This window comes from Oscillatoria sp. FACHB-1406 (assembly GCF_014698145.1).
Classification (GTDB): Bacteria; Cyanobacteriota; Cyanobacteriia; order Cyanobacteriales; family Spirulinaceae; genus FACHB-1406.
In genome coordinates this window covers 133,222-153,915 of sequence record NZ_JACJSM010000005.1, presented here as the reverse complement: position 1 = coordinate 153,915, position 20,694 = coordinate 133,222, and the positions used below count along the sequence as shown (strand labels likewise).

Below are 20,694 nucleotides of genomic sequence, written 5' to 3'. Positions count from 1 at the left end.
CCTCTTCGTTATCAATTATCAATTATCAATTATCAATTATCCATTCTCCTCCGGGATAGCGAGATCGAACCAAAACGTCGTTCCCACGCCCAACTCACTCACTAAATTAATTTGAGTGTGATGTTTTTCCATAATATTGCGCACGATCGACAGTCCGAGTCCGGTTCCTTCTAGGGTATGAACGCGATTTTCAACTCGATAAAAGCGCTCAAAAATAGCATCCCGATCTTCGGAGGCAATTCCCGATCCGGTATCGGCAACTTCAATGCGAATTTTCGCGAGCGATTCTCTAGCCCCTTTGTTCGTCACTATTTTGTAAGCACGAATCGCGATGCGTCCGCCGGAAGTCGTAAACTTGAGCGCATTGCCGACTAAATTGGCTAGCACTTGCAGCAACAGATCGTAATGCCCTAAAACGCAGGGAAGATTGGGTTCGATGTCATGGGTAAGTTCGATCCCTTTATCTTTAGCATTCAGTTGATGAGCGCGCAAAGTTTGTTCGATCGGGCGCGTGATTTCCACTGCTTCTAAGTGATAGGTACTCGAAGACTCCAAGCGGGATAAATCGAGGACATCGTTAACTAAGCGCGTCAGGCGATCGGTTTCGTGATTGACCGTATGCAGAAATTCTTTCCGTTCGTCAGTCGTTAAATCTTCGCCGTATTCATAAAGCGTTTCGATAAACGATTTTATATTAAATAAAGGCGTTCTTAATTCGTGGGAAACGTTACTAATAAACTGACCTTTTGCCTCGTTGAGTTCGACCTCGCGCGTGATATCTTGTACGGTCATCGCAATCCCTTTAATGCTATCGCGTCCTGCGATATCGTTAGGCGAATTGCGAAAGGGCGCGCGATCGAGAACTTGTGTCAATAAAATGCGAACGATCCGCTTAGTCGGTTCGAGGAGTGTAATCCGATACTCTCCTACTTCGGGTTCCTTAAGCGGTTCGGTTATCGTCGGCGAGGGCGCGTTACTGGGTAATAGGATTTCCCCCGCCACCATTTGATAGAGTGGGCGCGTCAGTTTTACGGTAACTTGGGCGGGGAGTAAGTGGAGAATGCTTTTCCCGATCGCTTCGCCATTCTCCCAGCCAAAAATGCGTCGTGCTGTCGGATTGACTAAGATGGCATTCAGTTGCGGATCTAACAAGACCGCACCATCAGCGATCGTAGACATCAGCGTTTCTAGCTTCGCTTTTTCCGCTGTGAGTTCTTCAATATTCTGCTCCTCGTAGCGTTCCAATCGCTCCGCCATTTCGTTAAAGCTACAAATCAACTCGCCCAACTCACCACTTAAGGGCAAATCAATCCGCTGCTGAAAGTTTCCCGCCGCAATATTTTTTACCCCGACTAGCAACTCTTTAATCGGTTGGGTAATTGTTAGCGCGTTAAACACTGCGCCCAAAATCACCATCGTCCAAATCGAAACAAAGACAGCAATCGTCACATCGCGGGTGAGGTTAGAAGAAGCAACTACTGTCGGATTGGGGTTAATGCCGATCGCGAGTACCCCTAAATACTTGTCTTCATGCTGCAAGGGAACAAAGACATCGGTCACTTCGCCATCGGGGGCAATATGCTGGCGTACCATCGGCAAATCCGCCGTTTTTACGTAGCTTTCCGGCAGTTCGATATGGCGTTGAATGGTGAGGGAGTTTTGCACCATTGCTTCCGAATAAGGAATACCGAAAAAAATCTCTCCATTTTCATCGGCATAAATCAGATAGCGAATGCTGGAAGTATTGCTGTAAAAGCGACTGGAGAAACGCGCCACTTCAGTCAGATCGCCTTCCGCGATCGCTGGGGCTACGTTCGTCGCCAACAAAACGCCCAAATCCCGCCCGAAGCGCGTATCGTTCATGCGCGCATCCCGTTGAATTGTATTGACTGCCCAAAACGTCAAACCGCTCATGACGAGGGAAACCACTAAGGTTCCTGCCGCCATGAGTCGAGTTTGTAGGGTAAACTCAGACCACCATTGACGAATAATGTTTTGGACGGTACGGAATAGCTCTAACAAAGTTTCCGGGGAGAGTGTCAACTCCCAAATTATAGCCATTTCGTTACCGAAAACGCGATCGGAGTCGGGACAATTGCTTGGGTGTGTCTTTGGTGTTGTTTCTCGCTCCGTACTTGCTGCAAATGGTCTTAGAATGGTAAGGCTGTCTATCTATACCGACTAAAGCGAACGAACTATGGCAGTTCCTAAGAAGAAAACCTCCAAAGCCAAACGCGACCAACGTAAAGCAAACTGGAAGCGTAAAGCTGCGCTCCAAGCTAAAAAAGCCCTTTCTCTCGGCAAGTCTGTTTTGAGCGGACGTTCGACGGGCTTCTACTATCCCACCAATGATGAAGAAGAGGAAGAAGGCGAAGAGTAAAGTAGCGTCGTAGAGAAAAGCATAAGGGCATGGCCCAGAAAAAGGTAGGGGCATAGCACTGCTATGCCCCTACTTTTATGTCAAATTCGGAAGCGATTAAGCATCCGATTCAATGTAGATAAATAAGAGTCCCATAACCACGGCGGGCATTAACCAGCACACCAGCGGAATCATGATCAAAGGTAAGTACGAAGCTGCGTAACTGCCTGTCATAACGGATTTTCCTAATTTTTGAGTGGTTCAAAAGCATCTTAGCTGCAAAACTTTCCCCAGTTCGAGAGGTTCTCAAAATTTTTAATAACCCAAGACCGGGGAGTTGGGGGAGGTATAACGGTTAATCTCCCCATCGTCAGGAGGCTTAGTTAACCAAACCGCCCAGAATTGCTTTAACTCCGGCTAAGTTCTCGAGCAAGAAGAAAGCGACTGTTGCGCCGCCCATTGCTCCGAGGAAGAAACCGCCTGTAAATTGGCTCCAATCCGAGCCGGTTTGTAGGTTTCTGGGAGCATCGATATTGCTCTTGAAGTAATCGGCTTTCTCGTCGTTATCGGGGAACATCACCAAGCCGTACACCGACATACAAGCGGTTGCGATCGCGAGAAGGGCAATGGCAGAAATATAACCGCCGAGAGCCGCAGCGCCTTCGTAATCTCTTAACGGGCCGAGAACCGTCCAAGGACCGACGAGGAAATAGCCGTGGGCCATGCCGACTTCTAAACCTCGAATTAACGGAGAAACGCCTTTGCGGTATGCGGGTAAGTTGTTGATAAAAGCTTTCGTAAAGCCAGACGCAGAAATGGGGGTTGCTAAATGCCCGACGAACGGATCGCCATTATAGGGCTTAACCACCTGATTGGTCATGTTCTCTTCTCCTGTTGTTAAGCAAAACTGAAGCAAAATTGAAGATTGACCTTATTTTACGCAGCGAAGGGCAATCGAACGCGATAAAGCGGCATAGGCTTTAGAAAAGTTCATCAAATTACTCAGTTGGCATCTAGGGAAGCAAAACTCAACGCCTGCCGGAAGGGATCTGCTTCCCGCGAAAGTGTCAAAATATTGTTTGACCCCTTTTTGACGATCTGGGATATGAAACAATTGTTTAAAACTTTATTGGCAATGCTGCTGGCTATTGCCGCGATCGCGTTTCCCGTCGCTCCGGCCCTCGCAACCGGCGTATTCGACCTACCGCAGACGGGCGCGGGACAAGCCCCTTGGGCGATTGACGAAGCCGATGTTATCAGTCGCATTAATGAAGGTCAACTGAATAACGCCCTCGAAAAGTTGGAAGCGGATACCGGAAAAGGCGTGAAAATGGTCGCCCTGCGTCGCCTCGACTTCGACCAAACCATCGACAGTTTTGCTGATGGGTTGTTCGAGCGCTGGTTCCCGACCCCGGAAGCAAAAGCCAATCAAACATTAATCGTTATCGATACGCTCACTAATAAGAGTGTCATTCGCACCGGCGATGCGGTTAAAGCCATTGTTCCCGATGAAATTGCCCAAAGCATCCTTCAAGAAAACTTGGGGCTGCCCGTGCGCCAAGGTAATAAGTATAACGAAGGATTTTTAAGTGCGAGCGATCGCCTTACAGCATTACTCTCCGGACAGCCCGATCCCGGCGCGCCCGTCGCCGCAGACAATCTTAACGTTGAAGGCACTTTTGCTAAAGCTGAAGAAAGCGATACAAAAAATTCAACGATTTGGGTGATTGGTTTCCTTCTTGTCGCAACCATCGTCCCCATGCTCACCTACTACGCCTACGTCGGTTTTCCTGGACGCTAACAGGAGTGCAGCGCGGACTCGGTACGACTTGGAGAGATCGTTCGGATTCCCGCCGTATTTGGATCTATTGCTCCCAAACGCAGGAGAATTTTGGGTCCGGAACGAGCTAAATGGAGCGTCGTATTATTGAGGGCAGAGATTTGTTGAATCAATTTGCCCTCAACATAGGTGCCATTTGCCCCTAAACTCACAAGCTCCCACTCTCCGCTATAACGTTGTAACTCAATGTGGTAGCGCGAGACAACTGAACTATAGAGAATGACATCATTGTCGGGCGCTCGTCCTACTCTGACGAGCGATTGTCCTGAAAACTCCCAACTTTGAATCGGTGTTAAGCGAATCGGATGCAAAAGCGTTAGAGTAATCACTCGATCTACGCCGCCCCTAAACTAAAAAAACATATAGTCATCCCCATAATGGCATAAATTTACTTATCTGTCTCTTTTTGCTTTTACTTTCTTCGTAGGAATTGGGTAAATACACGGGTTCGGGCTGATTTTTAATAACCTATATTGGTTTAGTACGATTGAGCCGATCGAGCTATATGGATAGCTCAGTTCTCTTAAAGCGAAGAAAATAGAGGTAGAGAAGGTTGTAGTTTGTGCCTCCACCAACCTGAAGAAGCGATGAAAAAAATATGCCGATGGGGACTCCAGTATGTCCTAACTGTTTGTCTGATCTTTTCGCTCGTTGCTTGTGGAGCGCCGACTCCGCCAATTTCTCTCGCACCGGGGGGCGAGATTATCCAAAAAGCGATCGCGCTTTCCCTCGAGCAGTCGCAACAACAACTGAGCGAGCGATTGCAAGCATCCAATCCAGGGTTAAAAATTACCCGCGTTAATGTCGAGCAAATCGAACCGATGTATATCGGTAAGTTAGCGGCTTATCACTTTATGGGAACGTATAACTTGAAAGTGGCAGTTGGCGATCGCGAAGTCACGCAAAAAGATAACGATTTCAACATCTACATTCAACGCCAAAAAGAAGGTAAAACTTGGCGTTGGTTAAAGCAAGTCGCAAGCGATTCGGAAACCGCAATACAATGGTTGAGTTATTTGATTCGTTAGTCTGACTTGTTTTAGAACTTCCTGACCCAAGAAAATTACACCTATGAGGTAGCAGTGAACGGTCAAACATTCATTAAAACCCTGACACTCCAAAACTTTCTTTCCTATGGTGAATTTGGAGAAACGATCGACTTACAACCTCTCAATGTCATTATTGGAGCAAATGCCTCGGGTAAATCCAATTTAATTGAAGCAATGGGTCTTCTTCAAGCCGTACCTAACGACTTGACTCAACCAATTCGAGAAGGGGGCGGAGTGAGAGAATGGTTATGGAAAGGAGGTAAAGAAACGCCCATTGCCAGAATTGAAGCTTTGCTAGACTATCCAGATGGAATTATGCCCTTACGTTATCGTCTGGATTTTACCGCAGTGAATCAACGACTAGAAATTGTAGACGAAGCGATTGAAAACGAAAAACCGAATCGTGAAGGCGAGCAAGATGTTTTCTTTTTTTACCGCTATCAACAAGGAAATCCAGTCTTAAATGTTCGCACCAACTTAGAAATTCAAGCGGGAGAACATATCGAACGCAGTCGTCGTTCTTTGAAGCGGGAAACCTTGAAACTAGATCGCTCGGTTCTCGCTCAACGGAAAGACCCAGAGCAATATCCTGAATTAACTTATTTAGCAGAACAATTCCCAAATATTTGCTTGTACAGAGAGTGGAACTCAGGAAGGTATACTCCCCCAAGAATGCCTCAGCAGCTTGACTTGCCTGAAGATTTTTTGCTAGAAGATGCCAGCAATTTGGGCTTAATTCTGAATAACTTGCAACACCTCATTGGTACTCAGAAAATAGTTGAAAATTTAAAAAAGTTCTACGAACCAGCAGAGAATTTAACGACTAGAATTTCGGGCGGCACAGTTCAAATCTTTTTGCATGAAGCAGGTTTGACCAGTCCGATTCCCGAAACTCGTTTATCGGATGGTATATTGCGATATATTTGTCTGCTAACTTTATTATTACATCCTTCGCCCCCGCCTCTATTATGTATTGAAGAACCCGAACTCGGACTGCATCCCGACATTTTGCCTGCACTCGCCGATTTGTTGATTGAAGCTTCCGAACGGACTCAAATTATCATCACAACGCATTCTGATGTTTTGGTTTCTGCTTTCAGCGAGACTCCTGAAGCTATTTTAGTTTGCGAGCGAGATGAAGCGGGTACACACTTGAAACGATTAGAGAAAAAATCCTTGCAAACCTGGTTAGAAAACTACTCCTTGGGGGAATTGTGGCGCATGGGAGAGATTGGAGGAACGCGATGGTAAGCGAAATTCGTATTTATGTAGAAGGAGGTGGAGATGGAAAAGACACGAAGGCGAGAGTGAGAGAAGGATTTAGCAAGTTTTTGAGTGAATTCAAAAAAATCGCTCGAGCAAAAAAGATTGGTTTTACAATTATTGCTTGCGGTAGGAGAAACTCAGCCCATCGAGATTTTCTAAATGCTTTAAGCACTCATCCTGATGCTTTCAATCTTTTATTAGTTGATCCCGAGGCTCCAGTTAAAGTTAAAAGTCCAAAGCAGCATTTAATCAATCGCGATTCTTGGAACTTATCGGGAATCGAAGATGACTGCATTCACTTGATGGTACAAGTGGTAGAAAGCTGGTTAGTTGCCGATGTTGACACTTTAGCTAAATATTACGGTCAGGGTTTCCAAAAGAGTTCAATTCCTGAAAACTCTAATGTTGAAGAAATTTCCAAAGAGCAAATAGAATCTTGTCTCAAAAGAGCAACTCAAAAGACTCAAAAGAAGGCTTATCATAAAATTAACCACTGTCCTGAAATATTAGGAATGTTGAATACTCAAAAAGTTCGTAGCAAAGCGCCGTATTGCGATCGCTTGTTTGTTACGCTTATTGCTCTACTCGAACCCCCTGCGTCGTGACGAACGGCTATAATTCCTTTTAAATCCTAAATTTAAACTTTTGAACTTGTTAACAGAAGGTCAGGTCAAATTTGAAGTCGGCAATGCGTTCTATAACCCTAAAGGTCAAATTTCGAGGGATTTAGGTGTTTTGGCTGCGAGGGTATACCGTGCCGAAAACGGACAATTGCGCGTGCTGGATGCGATGGCAGGGTGCGGGGTGCGATCGCTGCGATACTACGATGAAAGTGAGGCGGATTGGGTACTGGCGAATGAAGGTAATCCCGAAGTTGGGGCAGTGTTGCGCGCGAATTTAAACGAGATTTTAGCCGCAGGAAGGGGCAAAATTTCCCACGACAATGCCGATCGCGTCTTCTCTCAATGCTACTGCGATCGCGACTACTACGACCTCATCGATCTCGACAGTTTCGGTACGCCCACTCCCTACCTCAGTACCGCCCTGCGCGCCCTCAAACTCAACGGTTTACTCTACCTCACCAGTACCGACGGACGTACCGCTACCGGACATCAATGCGATCGCAGTTTAGCCGCTTACGGAGCCTTTGCTCGCAACCATCCCGCAGCCCAAGAACAAGTCTTGCGCCTCCTCATCGGTGCGGTGCAGCAGCAAGCTGCTATCCTCGGTTGGGGAGTTCAGCCGATGTTTTCCCTCTTTTTAGGGCAAACCTATCGCGTTATGGTGCGCTTGCGCCCTAAGTCCGCGCTTACTCCCCAAAACTATGGTTTTCTCGGTTATTGCCATCATTGCGGCGAATATCAAGCCGTCTCTTGGCGCAAGTTAGGAAATTGCCTTTGTCCCCAGGATACGCGATCGCTGACCCTCAGCGGCCCGATGTGGTTAGGAGCGTTGCACGATCGCGATTTCCTGCGATCGATGCAACACTTAACAGAGGAGACGAAAACGCGAGATTTACTGCAAATTATGGCAGCAGAAGCCGATTTTCCGCCTTACTTTTATACAATGGGAGAAATCGGGCGCAGAGGCAAACTGGATGTTCCCAAGCGATCGCGACTTCTACAAGCCCTGCAAGAACAAGGCTATCGCGCCGTTCCCACCTCAATTAACGCTCGAGCCATTAAAACCAATGCCGATTTAGCCGCTTGCATCGCCCTTGCCAAAAAGCTTCTTAGTCAAGTAATTTAGATGCAGGCCCGTGCAAGGTTTACGCTGAGAAGATTACTAACTTTTGTCGCCTTGTTTGAGAGTAAAGTCGGCTCAAAATCCTACAGTTATAGAGCGATCGCACCCTCACTTTGAAAACATCAAATTCTCTCGATAATCGCGAGAAAATCCTCGATAGTTTGCCTGATATTGCTGGAATTGAGCAGAGGGACATGAACAAAAATGCAGGCAATCGGCAATTGCTTGACTTCTATATAGTTAAGGACTTCATAATAGAGCGCTTCGCAGACAAATTTTCCCGCATCATGGCTGATAGTAATTCGAGGGATATCAGCAATCAGTGCTGCCAGATGGACAGTGGTCTTAAGTTTCCGGCTGCCGCACTCAGCATTCGATTCGATCGTAAGGTGCGATCGCGACTCCGCCATACCGCAACAGATAATTGCATCCGGTTTCAATACCTCAATTCCTAAAAGGACGCGCTTGCTCGCTTTTTGAGGATCGACAGGCAACCCGCGCAGCAAGATAGAATATCGATCTGAAAATCGATGTTTGGGCAATTGGGAAAGTAAATCGTCGGACGAATTAGAAGTTTGATGGGGAAGCCATGTTTGAAACGAAGTCAGGATAATTTTACGAGGCATTAGCACAGTTTAAGCTCGGAGATCGATTACAGCAATCTGTGCTCGACGAGCAGCGTTTGGAATTGTAAAGACTCGCTCTACAAAACGAGGGCCGCTTGCCGAACTCACCCGTCCGAGTTTAACCCGAAGCTTGGGAAATTTCTGCGATCTCGTCGCTTTTTTCCCAATACTGCGATGCTTTCCTAAGCAAGCGTCGCCCTTAGCATTTTCATCCGTTCAACTAAAATTAAGAACGGTACTCCACGCAAAGTGGTGTACCGTTCGCTTGACACTAAGCCGTCAAGATTACTGAGAAATCTCTAATAATTAAGCTTTGGACTGACGATCTCCATCTAATTGCGCTTGCGGAGTGCCACTCAACAAGGGATAGCGATCGACGACATACTGATTCAGAACGGCATTAACAGCAGATAAGATTACCGGGCCTAAAATGAAAGCCAGCAAGCCACTGACGTGGAAACCCGGCGTAACAACCGCAGCAAGCCAGAAACATAACCCGTTCACGATTAACGAAAATGCGCCCAAGGTCACAATATTGATGGGCAGCGAAAGCAAGGAAAGGACAGGTCTTATAAAAGCATTCACGCCACCAATTGCGACAGCAGCGAGCATAGCGGCTGGAAAGTTTGCTAAATCGACTCCCGGAAAAATAATGTCTACAACTAATAAGCTCAGCGCCGTCATAAGCAGTGTTAATAATGTTCCTAACATGGTTTCTCCTTAAAACGATTAGAATTTTCTTTAGTTTATCTATCGTCAATTCTCTTCTAGAAATAAAGATTCTGACATCTCTACAAAGATAGATTTTCCAAAATCGAGAATTCTCATACTCAGGAGTTCAAATTGTCGCTTACCTACTTCTTACGGTAGGAGAGAGGTTAGCCACTTCCACCAAGATAATCGGGAGCAAGTCACTTTTGTCGCCCTCTCCCTAAATCCCTCTCCCAACGTTGCTTGTGTGTACACGGTAGCCCAAGTTGGGGAGAAGGGGCCGGGGGATGAGGGCGATCGCGGCGCAAGTTTGACCTGCTACCCGATAATCTTTCTCGCGACGGAGGCTACAGCGCAATTGATTATGCCAAGATGAAGCTACATTATCCTTTTAGTATCGCGAAACAGCGAGGATTTTATGAATTTACTGAGAGTCTTATTAGCAGTTCTCGTACCGCCTTTGGGTGTTTTTCTGACGGCTGGAGTGAGTACGGCCCTAATCATCAATATTTTGTTAACCCTTCTCGGATGGTTGCCCGGTTCCATTCATGCTGTTTGGGTTCTCAGCAAGTATGCTGAAAGAGCCGGAGAACAAGAAAGAACTTACTAATTGTGCTAGAAAAATTAGTTAGACTCGGCTATGCGACGAAAGGGGCTGTTTATGGCTTAATCGGGATTTTAGCCCTTGAAACTGCTTTTGGTGTCGGTGGAAAGACGACGGATTCATCTGGGGCGCTTTTAACAATCGCGTCCCAACCTTTCGGAAAGTTCCTCTTAATTGTAATTGCCATCGGTTTAGCGGGATATGCAATCTGGCGATTGATTGAAACTTTTATCGATCCGGAGAACAAAGGCACGGATGCTAAAGGAATCGGCGCTCGGATTGGTTATCTAAGCAGCGGTATAGCCTATAGCGCCTTGTCGATAGAAGCAGCAAGTTTAGCGTTACGTGCGAATCGTAGTAGCGGCAACGGTAATTCTACCGCAGATTGGACGGCGCGTGTAATGGCGCAACCCTTCGGACGATGGCTGGTAGGGTTAGCAGGCGCAATAGCAATTGGTGTAGGTTTGTATTTAATGTACAAAGCCTACAAAGTTAAGTTTCGCCGAAAAATGGATTTGAGTGAATTGAGCACCGAACAGGAGAAGTTGCTCGTTCAAGTTTGTCGCTTTGGTGTAGCGGCGCGAGGGTTGGTTTTTATGGCAATCGGCTTTTTTATTCTACAAGCCGCTTACCAAGTCGATCCCAATGAAGTCCGAGGATTAGATGGCGTATTGCAAGCCTTTGCCGCTCAGCCTTTTGGAAAAGTATTACTAGCCTTTGTTGCTTTAGGTTTAGTTGCTTATGCGATTTATTTGCTCGTACAAGCGCGCTATCTTCGCCTTAAAGCAGATGAGGTTGAAGACGATATCGAGAGCAAAATACCTTTTCGATGAAAAGAATTTGAACCTCTCTATCCATTCAGTAGAGAGGAAAAAAAATATTACTAAGTTTGACCCTAGACGTATCTTCTAACTTCTCCCGAACTCTTATGACGTTCGGGATTTTTTTTGCTCTTTAAGTCTTCCAAATCAACTTTAATTTCGTACACAAACTCACTAAAATTGCAATAATTAATGTATAGATTAGCCCTTTTAAAAATCCCAGCCAAGGCGCGTTCATCATTTCTGAAATTGGTTTTTGCAAGCCCAGTAACTCTAAGATAGGCCAGAGGAAATTACCGAAAGCAACGTAAGCTAATAACGGATTTTTACCATTATCGATGAAAAGTTGAAAGCTTTGTCTTTGCTTAAAAATGTCGATCGCGACAAGCAAGGCAATCAGCAGGAACATGGACATCGCCGTCGTCACAAAGAAATAACTCATGGTTGCAGAATCTTTTTTAATTCCGCCTTCGTAGGGTTCAAAAGCTAGCCCGATCGCTAGCCAATAGCACGCCCAGTGATAGATTTTTTGAATTAGCTTTTCGGTATCGCTGTTCGCATGGCGGACAAGTTGATAACCCAGGACGCAGCCGAGAAAACTGAGAAGGGTAGTAGCGACTAACCAGCGCGATTGCAACCCGACTAAGAGGATGAACTGAAGCGCGATCGCAATGATTAATAATAGGGTATATTTTCCCGGTTGCCAATTGGCTTTCTTCTCCTCCTCGCGCGGTTTCAACCAGTCCGCGATCCAATCGCCGACTAAAGTCCCTGGAATCGCAATAAATAGATATTTTAAGAAATCAAAATTGAAAAGCCATTTCAGAGATTCTAGTTTGAGAAATTGTGTATTCCAGCCGTCATTGCTAAAGGATAAAAACAAAGGAAATAGAAAGACGAGGATAGCAAGCCGTGCTAGCCAATTCTGTCGCGTGAATAGCCAAATTAAGGCAGCAAAAACAGCAATATTGGCTAAGATTAGGATAATAATATCGCTGCGTTCTAAGGAAAAAAACTGAGATTTAGAATCGCTGGGATAACGAATATTTGTTAGGAAAATAATCGCTGCTGCCCATCCTAAAGCGGGTACGGCAATCTGCAACCATTTTGGAAGCGATCGCGGCAAGCGGACAAATATTAAAAAGAGAATGACAAAACCCAATAAACCAAACTGCCATTTATAATCTCCCGGCTCGGAACTAATGACAACCGGACGTAAATGTTGGCTGATGATAGCAAAAGCAGCGAGAAGAAAGCCGCGTTTAAAGATGGCTAAAATAATCGGCCCTTGAGTTTGTCCGCGCTCCAAGCGGCGAGAGTAAGCCAGCGGGATGGCAGCACCCAGGGCAAATAAGAATAAAGGGAAGACTAAATCAACCCAAGTCAGTCCGGGAAGATTGGGATTAAATTTGTAGTCCGGCGGCGGGACTTGGGCATGATACATCCATGCGGGTAAGGTTCCTTCAAAAGGAATCGTTCCCGATAAAATCATCGCTAAAATCGCAATTCCGCGCAAGGCATCGAGGGCATCTGCGCGGCGAAATGGCAAGGTTTTTTGAGTGTTAAGTTCGAGACTATTTTCTGAAGTCATTAGCAAACCTAGATTAACAGTGGAGTTTTTATATCTATAAGATTCGAGCTAAATTATAGCCATCCGCCTGCTGCTAAAATTTTTAAGCGTTTGACGGAGACTTCATTATAAATTGTTAGGCGAGGAATCAAATAATTATCTTTCAAGTATTTGGGTCTTAATATTCTGCTATTATACAAATATCCGGCTTTATAATAGCGAGCCACTCGCTCTTTGACGCGCGCATTTACGGCTCCAAAAGGATAAGCAATTTGAGAAGCAACGAGATTATCGGGGTCTAATCCTTGGGTACAAGTTTTTAATTCTTCTTTTGCGACTTTAAGTTCGCGATCGAGTTGCTTGTCAGGGATTTGAGTCAAGTTGAGATGATTGAGTCCGTGGGATTGAACGTCGTAGTAACCGCGTTCGAGTCCCGTTCGTAAATCATTACAACTAATGCGTTCGAGCTTGGTTCCATGATGACCTAAGAAAGCTGGATTGATAAACCAAACAATTTTAATTTTTTTGCCGTAACGTCGTTCGATATCTTCAGCAATGGCTAAAATATTTTTGTGAGCGCTTTTGTAACCATCATCGAAGGTAAGAAGAAGGGGATTTTGGTTTTGATGTTCTTTAGGAATAGCGCGTTTATGTGGGCTGAGGAAGTAATCGTAGAGTTCGGCGGTGGAGAGAAACCAATAGTTTTCGCGAACGAGATCTTCGATGAAAGTGGCAAGTTTTTGTTTGGTGTAATCCCCTTCCTGGGAGAGACGTTTAGGCGGTAGTTCTTCGGGATTGCTGATATCGATGACATCGTGAAACCCTAACACTGGAACTTCAACAGTCGTTATTTCAAAGATAGTTAAGGAGATTCCGAGTCCGACACAAAATAATAGTGCGATCGCGAAGATTTTTTTGAGGAGGGGCGTTTTAACTTGAGGGCGTTGAAAAAGCGATCGCAATTTGCGGGGAACTAAGAGCATACAATCGGGGTAGGGAAAGGCGGAAATAAATCTAAATCTTAGCCTCTTGGTGTGGGATTTTCCAAGCTTTTGCCAGCGGCAGCCGAGGAGGAACGAGTTGCTGCTGTTGCTGGCAGGGCGTTGATTCAAGGTTTGAGTCTCTCGCTTAAGGAGGAGGTGTTGACCCCATTTCCGGCTAAAATTAAAGAAATGTTAAGCAGTAGGTTCGATTGGGTTTTGTGGATTGGCAGGAAATTTCAGGGGGGTGGGTAATGGTTCCCCGCTACCCTATTGGCATTATTCATTTTCTTGGGGGGGCGTTTGTGGCGACAGCGCCTCATTTAACGTATCGTTGTTTGCTCGAACAGCTAGCTAAGGCGGGTTATGCCGTTGTGGCTACGCCTTTCCTGAATACGTTAGATCACGCTGCGATCGCGCGGGAAGTGCTAAATCGTTTTGAAACGATCTGCGATCGCCTTTACGCCCGGGATGCGTTTCGCGGGCGCTATCTCCCGATTTACGGCATCGGACACAGTTTAGGCTGCAAGCTGCATTTGCTGATTGGAAGCATTCACGAAGTCCAGCGCGCTGGAAATATCTCGATCGCTTACAATAATTATCCCGTTAGCCGCGCCATTCCCTTTGCCGACCAATTGCTTAGCATCTCGCCCGCTTTTAACGTTGAGTTTACGCCTTCTCCGGTCGAAACCAACGCGCTAGTCGCCCAAGAGTATTGCGTGCGCCGCAATTTGCTGATTCAGTTTACTAACGATACTATCGATCAAACGGCAGATTTAAACCGAGTGTTGCGATCGCGCTTTCCGACGCTAACGGCAGTTCAAACCTTGCCCGGAAATCACCTTACGCCCCTCTCGCAACAGCTTGAATGGCAGACGGGAGAAGTCTTTACGCCCTTTGACGCGATCGGGCAATGGTTAAAACAGGAAACTTCCCGAGACTTAAATCGTCTCCATCAGGAAATTAAACGCTGGTTAAATCCTGTTGGCGCGCGCTGAAATTAGAAGGGAAAAGGGTGCAATTATGGGTTGTAAATCTCATCATTCTGATATGGAGAATGTCAAACAAACATTTGAGGAAATGGCTGGCGAGTTTGATGCTATCATTCGCCGTTTGATTCCTGACTATGCTCAAATGGTAGAAGCTCTAATTGCTGCGCTTCCCTTCGATTCGGATCGAGACACGAGCATGATTGACCTCGGTTGCGGTACGGGAACGATTTCTCACCGCGTCCTAACTGAGTTTCCCAATACGGAAATAACCTGCGTCGATATTGCTGAAAATATGCTGGCGATCGCGCGACAAAAGTTAGAGAGGTTTCCCACAACTCGCTATCAAGTCGGCAACTTCGAGACCTATGACTTTGATTCTACCTATGATGCGGCCCTGTCATCGCTAGCGCTGCATCATCTTAAGACCGACGAAGATAAGCAACAGTTTTATCAAAAAATTTACGATAATCTCAATCCCGGCGGCGTTTTTTACAACGCTGATGTCGTTTTGGCTTCTAGCGATCGCCTCCAACAAATGTATATGAATCGCTGGAAAGATTTCATGAAAAAGCAAGTTTGTCAAGAGGAAATTGAAAATAAATGGATTCCTAAATATTACGAAGAAGATCGACCAGCGATCCTTTGCCATCAACTATCTTGGCTCGAGGCGATCGGTTTTAAGGAAGTGGATATTATCTGGAAATACTACAACTTTGCTGTCTACGGGGGTCGCAAACCTCACAGTTAAATTTCCAACGAATCATTTTGGTAAAAAACAGTCGCTCGAAGGTTTGTAGCAACCGCTACAATGCTTGAGAGCGGACTCAACGTCAATTTTGAAAATTTTTTGGAGTTTTTCACCTCAAACAGCATTCATTGAAATTTTCAGAATGCCTGTGAAGTAAATCGTAATATTTCTGGCTTGACGCGCTACGATAATAGGGCAGCAATATCGAGATTTGTGCTGAAGCCAATATTCGTTTAACCCGGGGTTAAGCCCCATATACCCGATTTGGTTTTGACTTCAATCCTCGGTTTGCTAACACCATCACAATGCGATTGAGAGTGCATCTGTTCGGAAAAAGTTACCAACACCGCTCGTTATCATCTAATTCGAGACAATCTTTCTGCACGCTGACTTACAAAAGCTTTGTTAAGACCGAATATCGGTCGAGTTAGCCCGATGTCTGCTCAATGGACGACTGCTGTGGAATTTTTAAAAGCACTATTTGCACCGAATCGCTATCTCTCTGACGGACACTGTTATTTAGGGCAAGCACCGCTGATTAAGCTGCACGCGATCGGAGATTTAGCCCTAGCCTTAGCTTATTTTTCTATCCCAGTGTTGCTTGTTTGCTGCCTCCAGCAGCGACGAGATGCTCCGTTCCCCCAGTTTTTCTGGGTATTTAGTGTCTTTATTAACCTATGCGGTTTGGAGCATCTTCTCGAAGTTTGGGTGTTGTGGCATCCCGCCTCCTGGCTGATGGGCTTAGTGAAAGCGGTGGCTGCTTTGGCATCGTTTTATACGACTCTAAAAATAATCGAGTGTTGGTCGCAATTATTATCGCTACAAACCCCAGGGGAATTAGATCGAGCAAACCAACAACTCCAGCAAGAAATGCTCGAACGGCAAAGAACCGAGCAAATTCTCAAACATATTCTTGAAGGCACGGCATCGGTAACGGGCGAAGTTTTCTTTTCTGCCCTCGTCCAAAATCTTGCTTTGGCGTTGAACGTTAGCAATGTTTTCCTGGCAGAACGAGTGGGTGACAATCCCAAACGGCTTAAAACCCTTGCCTTTTACGGGAATGGAAAGATGGCTGATAATATCGAGTACGAGTTGGCAGGAACGCCTTGCGAACCCGTTCTCGAACGCGGCGAGTTGCAATATTACCCCACCAACGTCCAACAATGTTTTCCCGAAGCCGCAGCATTGGCGGCGATGAACGCTCAATGTTACTTAGGTGTACCGCTATTTGATAGCGAACAAAAGCCGATCGGGGTTCTCTGTTTTAATAGCGATCGCGCCTTAGAAGGCGAGGAAACTGCAAAAGCAATCTTGCAAATTTTTGCGGCGAGAGTAACGACGGAATTGCAGCGGCTGCGGGCTGAGTCTGCCTTGCGCCTCGTCTGCGACGAACTCGATTTGCGAGTGCAAGAGCGCACAGCCGAACTAGCCAAGGCAAACGCTGCCCTGCAATTGCGCGAAGCTCGCTTGCAAGGACAACAGGCGGGATTAGTGGCGCTAGCGAGAAATCAAAATCTGTATCAGGGAAATTTGAGCGCATCTCTGCCCTACATCACCCAACTGGCAAGTTATTTACTGGCAGTCGAGCGGTGCGGGGTATGGCTGTATAACCAAGATCGCTCGGCGATTTGCTGCGTTAATTTGTACGAATGCTGGGAGAATCGCCACAGCAAAGGACAAAGACGAACGCGAGTAGATTGGCCGGGAAGTTTTCAGCCGGTGGAAGCCGGAGAAACGATCGCTACTTCTCAAGTCTTTGATACCTGTAACCTGGAGATGCCGACAGGGAGAGATTATCTACTGGCTGAAAAATTTGGGCTATTAAACGTCCCCATTTATATCGAGGGCGATTGCATCGGGCTATTGTGCTTGGAGTATGCGAACCCGACAAGAATTTGGGAAATTGACGAGCAGAACTTTGTCAGTTATTTAGCTTATATGACAGCGCTGGCAATGGAAACGAGCGATCGCAAACAAATGGAAGCGGCGCTCAAAAAGAGCGAGAAGCAACTGCGATTGATTATCGACGCGCTGCCGGTGTGTATTTCCTACGTCAGTGCCAAACAGCGCTACGAGTTGATTAATAAAAGCTACGAGACTTGGTTTCACTGCTCGCAAGACCAAATTCGCGGTAAATTGCTCGAAGAAGTTTTAGGGAAGGCGGGTTATGAAATCGTTCGCCCCTACGTCGAACGCGCGTTGCAGGGAGAAACCGTCCGCTACGAAGCTCGCGTGCCTTATCCGGTTGTGGGGATGCGCGATATCGATGCGATGTTGGTTCCCGATATTGATGAGAGCGATGGGGTTAAGGGATATTATGCGTTGATCTCCGATATCAGCGATCGCAAAAAGGTCGAACAAGCGCTCAAACAAGAGATAGAGGAACGGCGCAAAACCGAACTAGAACTCCGCCTCGCCCGCGAACAATCGGATCGATTACTGTGCAATATTCTGCCCGAACAAATCGCTCGCAAACTCAAGCAAGGCAAGCGCACGCTGGCAGAACATTTTAACGAAGTGACGATTTTATTTGCCGATTTAGTCGGCTTTACGCCGCTGGCGGCGGAGATCGAACCGATTGCGCTGGTGGATCTACTCAATCAGATTTTTTCGACTTTCGATCGCCTCGCCGAACGGTACGGTTTGGAGAAAATCAAAACTATTGGCGATGCTTACGTCGTGGTGGGTGGGTTGCCCGTGGCGCAGGAAAATCACGCTCAAGCAATTGCGGAGATGGCCTTGCAAATGCAGTGCGCGATCGCTGAATTTAACCTTCAGCAAACTCGGTCTTTCCAAATGCGTATCGGTATTAATACGGGTTCGGTGGTGGCGGGGGTCATTGGGATTAAAAAGTTTAGTTACGACCTCTGGGGCGATGCCGTGAATGTAGCGGCGCGCATGGAGTCGTTGGGCGAACCGGGCAGAATTCACGTCGCACCGGAAGCTTACAATCGACTCAAAGCGCACTATTGTTTTGAAGAACGGGGTACGATCGATGTTAAAGGAAAAGGGGATATGACGACCTATTGGCTGACAAGCCGGAAAGCTAACCCCGCCTTTCAGCCGCTAAAATCTAGCCTAGATATCGTCCATCCTCCGGTTCGCGAGCGCGATTTAAAATCCAAAGTGTATAAAGATGTTTCCTAGCGATCGCTACTGGCTGAAAAATGCCCGCATCCCCGTTTGTTTAATCGAAAATGGTAACTTTAGCCCGCAAACGCGAGAAGGACTGTGTGAAGTCGATCTTGAAATTGTCGGCGATAAAATCGCGCAGCTTCTCCCCGCCGGTACAAGCAGCAACGAGCTTCCCCAGCACGATCTTAAAAAAGGCATCGTTTTACCTTGTTTTGCAGACATCCACACCCATTTAGATAAAGCGCATATTTGGGAACGCGCCGCGCCGCCGGATTATCCGGGAACGTTTGAAAGCGCGATCGCGGCTTGCCAAGAGGATGTTCGGCACTGGGATGCTGAGGATCTCTATCGCCGCATGGAATTTGCCCTTAAATGCAGTTACGCCCACGGGACAAAGGCGATTCGTACCCATCTCGACTCCTTCGGCGCGCAAGCGGATATTAGCTGGGAAGTTTGGAAAACGCTGCAACGAGAATGGCGCGCACCGCAAAGCGGATCCCTGCGGGATCGCATCACCCTCCAAGCCGTCGTCCTCGTCAGTCTCGATTATTTCTTAACAAAAGATGGCGTTAAACTTGCCGATAAAGTTGCTGAATGGGGCGGAGTTTTAGGCGGCGTTGCTTATCTCAATCCCGAACTCGATCGTCAATTAGAGTCTACTTTTATTCTAGCACGAGAACGCAATTTAAGTCTAGACTTTCATGTCGATGAAAACGCAAATCCCAACTCTATCTGCTTAAAAAAAGTCGCTGAAACCGCCCTTAAATTTGAATTTAAAGCTCCCATTCTTTGCGGTCATTGTTGCAGCTTAGCCGTCCAACCGCCCGACCTCGTTCGCGAAACCTTAAACCTCGTCAAACAAGCAAATATCGGCATCGTTAGCTTGCCGATGTGCAATCTTTATCTCCAAGATCGCCAAAGCGAGCGTACTCCTCATTGGCGCGGCGTTACCTTAGTACATGAGTTAAAAAATCACCAAATTCCGGTTAGTTTTGCGAGCGATAATTGCCGCGATCCCTTTTTTGGGTTCGGCGACCACGATATTTTAGAAGTTTTCCAGCAATCCGTTCGCATCGCTCATTTAGATACGCCGTATCGCGATTGGATTGCTTCGGTGACGCGAACTCCCGCTGATTTGATGGGACTCGGAGAAGTAGGAAGAATCGGAGTCGGTTTTCCCGCCGATTTAATTCTGTTTAAAGCCAGAACTTTTAGCGAACTCTTAGCGAGAAGTCAGCGCGATCGCGTCGTTATTCGGAACGGTCAAGCGATCGATACCACTCTACCCGATTATGCTGAATTAGACGAGAGCGATTGCTAAATGGAAACTAAATCTTTGAACCTCATTGCTTTAATCCTAGCGGGCGGCAACAGTTCGCGGATGGGACGAGATAAAGCCTTAATTCCTTGGGAGGGTACGCCTTTGCTGCGGCGAGTCGGCGAAGTTGCTGGAAGGTGTTGTTCGCAAGTTTATGTGTTTGCGTCGCGCTCGCAAAGCTATTCAACTCTCCTTCAAGATTGTCCCAACTTCTCCATTTTAGAAGAAGCAACATCAGGTCGAGGCCCGCTTGTTGCCTTTGCCGATGCGCTAACCCAACTGCCGCCCGCCGATTGGATTCTACTCCTCGCCTGCGATTTGCCGCAGTTAGACTCAGCCATTTTACAGCAGTGGGCGGCGCAACTCCCCCAACTTCCACCCGATACCCTCGCCTGGGTTCCCTGTCGCGATGGGTTCTGGGAACCCCTCTGCGCGTTCTATCGCCCCGCCCTGAAGCCGCATTTGGAAGCGTTTATTGCCGCCGGAGGACGCTCTTTTCAAGATTTTCTCTCGGACTTGCCTGCTGTGGCGTTTCCGGTTAAGGAAGCAGAAGCGCGGATGCTTCGCAATTGCAACGTTCCCGACGATTTAAGAGAAATGAATCGCTAGCCAAATGCAGGGCGGTTCGCTGCTGGTGTAGGCGACGCGGTGTTTTTGATGGGCGGGAATCAGCAGGTAATCGCCCGCCCCCAGATTGCAGGTGGAACCGTCTTCGTAAGCGAGTTGCGCTTCGCCTTGCAGCAGAATCACCCATTCGTCTCGGTTTTGGTCGTACCATTCGCCCGGTGGGGTGGTTTGTCCGCTGGAAATAATGCGTTCGATGAGAAGATTTTCGCGATCGCACAAAGCCTCGAAAAGCTCATCAGCAGGGAGTTCTGGGGGAATTTGAAAGATATTACTCGCACTCATGATGTTAAGTTTTGTTAAAG

22 protein-coding genes are annotated in these 20,694 nt (G+C 46.8%); 13 read left to right on the top strand and 9 right to left on the bottom strand.

The window, feature by feature from the left end:
• Positions 1 to 36 precede the first annotated feature (36 nt).
• Positions 37 to 2,061 carry a two-component system sensor histidine kinase NblS gene (gene nblS / locus H6G50_RS07700; protein WP_190714875.1) on the bottom strand — a complete coding sequence of 675 codons (2,025 nt, stop codon included), beginning with the start codon at positions 2,059 to 2,061 and terminating at the stop codon, positions 37 to 39.
• A gap of 136 nt (positions 2,062 to 2,197) precedes the next feature.
• Between nblS and rpmF the strand changes: the two genes are divergently transcribed.
• Entirely contained in the window at positions 2,198 to 2,380 is a 183-nt protein-coding gene (gene rpmF / locus H6G50_RS07695) for a 50S ribosomal protein L32 (protein WP_190714874.1), read from the top strand.
• Between the two features lie 96 nt (positions 2,381 to 2,476).
• Here the strand turns inward: rpmF and H6G50_RS07690 are convergent, their stop codons facing one another.
• Together H6G50_RS07690 and H6G50_RS07685 are read right to left on the bottom strand one after the other, a co-directional pair.
• On the bottom strand, positions 2,477 to 2,593 hold the full coding sequence (locus H6G50_RS07690) for a photosystem I reaction center subunit VIII (RefSeq protein ID WP_190714872.1): 117 nt from the start codon (positions 2,591 to 2,593) through the stop codon (positions 2,477 to 2,479).
• Between the two features lie 145 nt (positions 2,594 to 2,738).
• The gene (locus H6G50_RS07685; protein WP_190714870.1) at positions 2,739 to 3,239 is read right to left on the bottom strand and encodes a photosystem I reaction center protein subunit XI; all 501 of its coding nucleotides are present in this window, start codon (positions 3,237 to 3,239) and stop codon (positions 2,739 to 2,741) included.
• 225 nt (positions 3,240 to 3,464) lie between these two features.
• Here H6G50_RS07685 and H6G50_RS07680 point away from each other — a divergent pair, with 225 nt between their 5' ends.
• Positions 3,465 to 4,160, top strand: a complete 696-nt coding sequence (locus H6G50_RS07680) for a TPM domain-containing protein (RefSeq protein ID WP_190714869.1) — start codon at positions 3,465 to 3,467, stop codon at positions 4,158 to 4,160.
• Here the strand turns inward: H6G50_RS07680 and H6G50_RS07675 are convergent.
• Positions 4,157 to 4,528 (bottom strand): FHA domain-containing protein, encoded by a 372-nt coding sequence (locus H6G50_RS07675; RefSeq protein WP_190714867.1) that lies wholly within the window; start codon positions 4,526 to 4,528, stop codon positions 4,157 to 4,159. The two genes, H6G50_RS07680 and H6G50_RS07675, sit on opposite strands and share 4 nt — an antisense overlap.
• A 258-nt stretch (positions 4,529 to 4,786) precedes the next feature.
• Between H6G50_RS07675 and H6G50_RS07670 the strand changes: the two genes are divergently transcribed.
• Genes H6G50_RS07670 through H6G50_RS07655 form a run of 4 tightly spaced genes read left to right on the top strand, consistent with a single transcriptional unit; the run spans position 4,787 to position 8,263 of the window.
• Positions 4,787 to 5,227, top strand: coding sequence for a hypothetical protein (locus H6G50_RS07670; RefSeq protein ID WP_190714865.1), 441 nt, complete (start codon positions 4,787 to 4,789; stop codon positions 5,225 to 5,227).
• A 54-nt stretch (positions 5,228 to 5,281) separates the two neighbouring features.
• The gene (locus tag H6G50_RS07665; RefSeq protein ID WP_190714863.1) at positions 5,282 to 6,499 is read left to right on the top strand and encodes an AAA family ATPase; all 1,218 of its coding nucleotides are present in this window, start codon (positions 5,282 to 5,284) and stop codon (positions 6,497 to 6,499) included.
• On the top strand, positions 6,493 to 7,119 hold the full coding sequence (locus tag H6G50_RS07660; RefSeq protein WP_190714861.1) for a DUF4276 family protein: 627 nt from the start codon (positions 6,493 to 6,495) through the stop codon (positions 7,117 to 7,119). The genes H6G50_RS07665 and H6G50_RS07660 overlap by 7 nt, the downstream gene beginning before the upstream one ends.
• A gap of 40 nt (positions 7,120 to 7,159) precedes the next feature.
• Positions 7,160 to 8,263 carry a tRNA (guanine-N1)-methyltransferase gene (locus tag H6G50_RS07655; RefSeq protein ID WP_190714859.1) on the top strand — a complete coding sequence of 368 codons (1,104 nt, stop codon included), beginning with the start codon at positions 7,160 to 7,162 and terminating at the stop codon, positions 8,261 to 8,263.
• A 119-nt stretch (positions 8,264 to 8,382) separates the two neighbouring features.
• On the opposite strand, the gene H6G50_RS07650 is transcribed toward H6G50_RS07655, so the two are convergent.
• Positions 8,383 to 8,886, bottom strand: coding sequence for a peptidase C15 (locus H6G50_RS07650; protein WP_190714856.1), 504 nt, complete (start codon positions 8,884 to 8,886; stop codon positions 8,383 to 8,385).
• A 306-nt stretch (positions 8,887 to 9,192) separates the two neighbouring features.
• Entirely contained in the window at positions 9,193 to 9,597 is a 405-nt protein-coding gene (locus H6G50_RS07645) for a phage holin family protein (RefSeq protein WP_190714854.1), read from the bottom strand.
• A gap of 418 nt (positions 9,598 to 10,015) precedes the next feature.
• Here H6G50_RS07645 and H6G50_RS07640 point away from each other — a divergent pair, with 418 nt between their 5' ends.
• A complete protein-coding gene (locus H6G50_RS07640) occupies positions 10,016 to 10,207 on the top strand; it encodes a YqaE/Pmp3 family membrane protein (RefSeq protein ID WP_190714853.1) in 192 nt (63 codons plus the stop codon).
• 2 nt (positions 10,208 to 10,209) lie between these two features.
• A complete protein-coding gene (locus H6G50_RS24530) occupies positions 10,210 to 11,034 on the top strand; it encodes a DUF1206 domain-containing protein (RefSeq protein WP_347239902.1) in 825 nt (274 codons plus the stop codon).
• 121 nt (positions 11,035 to 11,155) lie between these two features.
• Here H6G50_RS24530 and H6G50_RS07630 read toward each other — a convergent pair whose 3' ends face one another.
• Both H6G50_RS07630 and H6G50_RS07625 read right to left on the bottom strand, forming a co-directional pair.
• Entirely contained in the window at positions 11,156 to 12,613 is a 1,458-nt protein-coding gene (locus H6G50_RS07630; RefSeq protein WP_190714851.1) for a DUF5009 domain-containing protein, read from the bottom strand.
• 53 nt (positions 12,614 to 12,666) lie between these two features.
• Positions 12,667 to 13,575 carry a polysaccharide deacetylase family protein gene (locus H6G50_RS07625; RefSeq protein WP_190714850.1) on the bottom strand — a complete coding sequence of 303 codons (909 nt, stop codon included), beginning with the start codon at positions 13,573 to 13,575 and terminating at the stop codon, positions 12,667 to 12,669.
• Positions 13,576 to 13,793: 218 nt separating this feature from the next.
• Between H6G50_RS07625 and H6G50_RS07620 the strand changes: the two genes are divergently transcribed.
• From H6G50_RS07620 to H6G50_RS07600, 5 genes are all read left to right on the top strand, one after another.
• Positions 13,794 to 14,570: a DUF1350 family protein gene (locus tag H6G50_RS07620; protein WP_190714847.1), complete on the top strand. Its 777-nt coding sequence runs from the start codon at positions 13,794 to 13,796 to the stop codon at positions 14,568 to 14,570.
• A 25-nt stretch (positions 14,571 to 14,595) separates the two neighbouring features.
• Entirely contained in the window at positions 14,596 to 15,312 is a 717-nt protein-coding gene (locus H6G50_RS07615; RefSeq protein WP_199302750.1) for a class I SAM-dependent methyltransferase, read from the top strand.
• A 435-nt stretch (positions 15,313 to 15,747) separates the two neighbouring features.
• The gene (locus H6G50_RS07610; protein ID WP_190714845.1) at positions 15,748 to 18,459 is read left to right on the top strand and encodes an adenylate/guanylate cyclase domain-containing protein; all 2,712 of its coding nucleotides are present in this window, start codon (positions 15,748 to 15,750) and stop codon (positions 18,457 to 18,459) included.
• Positions 18,449 to 19,768 (top strand): cytosine deaminase, encoded by a 1,320-nt coding sequence (locus H6G50_RS07605; protein ID WP_190714843.1) that lies wholly within the window; start codon positions 18,449 to 18,451, stop codon positions 19,766 to 19,768. Before H6G50_RS07610 ends, H6G50_RS07605 begins: the two co-directional genes overlap by 11 nt.
• On the top strand, positions 19,769 to 20,374 hold the full coding sequence (locus H6G50_RS07600) for a molybdenum cofactor guanylyltransferase (RefSeq protein WP_190714842.1): 606 nt from the start codon (positions 19,769 to 19,771) through the stop codon (positions 20,372 to 20,374).
• Here the strand turns inward: H6G50_RS07600 and H6G50_RS07595 are convergent.
• Positions 20,354 to 20,674: a cupin domain-containing protein gene (locus H6G50_RS07595; RefSeq protein ID WP_190714840.1), complete on the bottom strand. Its 321-nt coding sequence runs from the start codon at positions 20,672 to 20,674 to the stop codon at positions 20,354 to 20,356. The genes H6G50_RS07600 and H6G50_RS07595 overlap by 21 nt on opposite strands.
• Between the last annotated feature and the right edge of the window lie 20 nt (positions 20,675 to 20,694).